The 461-nt window shown below is 65.5% G+C and carries 1 protein-coding gene; it reads right to left on the minus strand.

Features of this window, described 5'->3' with window-relative positions:
- Nucleotides 1-60 precede the first annotated feature (60 nt).
- Nucleotides 61-461: enolase C-terminal domain-like protein (locus tag V6F91_RS27175; RefSeq protein ID WP_332769929.1), on the minus strand; the 401-nt coding region annotated here is incomplete at its 5' end.

Here is a 461-nt window from a genome sequence, read left to right on the forward strand (position 1 = left end):
TTTCCAACCTGCGAGATGCGGGGGGCGGTGCCTCGTCAAGACCTCCGCCCCGATGCCGGGTCAGGCCGCAAGCGCCTGCATTTCCCGATACAGATCCGCCTTGCCCTCGAAGCCGATGCCCGGGATGTCCGGCATCATGATATGTCCGTCCTCCACCGCCACACCGTCGGGAAAGCCGCCATAGGGCTGGAACAGGTCCGGGTAGCTTTCGTTGCCGCCCAGACCCAGGCCCGCCGCGATGTTCAGCGACATCTGGTGCCCGCCATGCGGAATACAGCGCGACGGCGACCAGCCCTGCGTTTCAAGAACCTTCAGCGTCCGCAGATACTCGGCCAGCCCATAGGAAAGCGCGCAGTCGAACTGCAACCAGTCGCGATCGGGGCGCATGCCACCGTGGCGGATCAGGTTGCGGGCGTCCTGATGGCTGAAGAGGTTCTCGCCCGTGGCCATCGGGCCGGGAT

This window comes from Pseudomonas koreensis (assembly GCF_036668835.1).
Lineage (GTDB): Bacteria > Pseudomonadota > Gammaproteobacteria > Pseudomonadales > Pseudomonadaceae > Aquipseudomonas > Aquipseudomonas koreensis_I.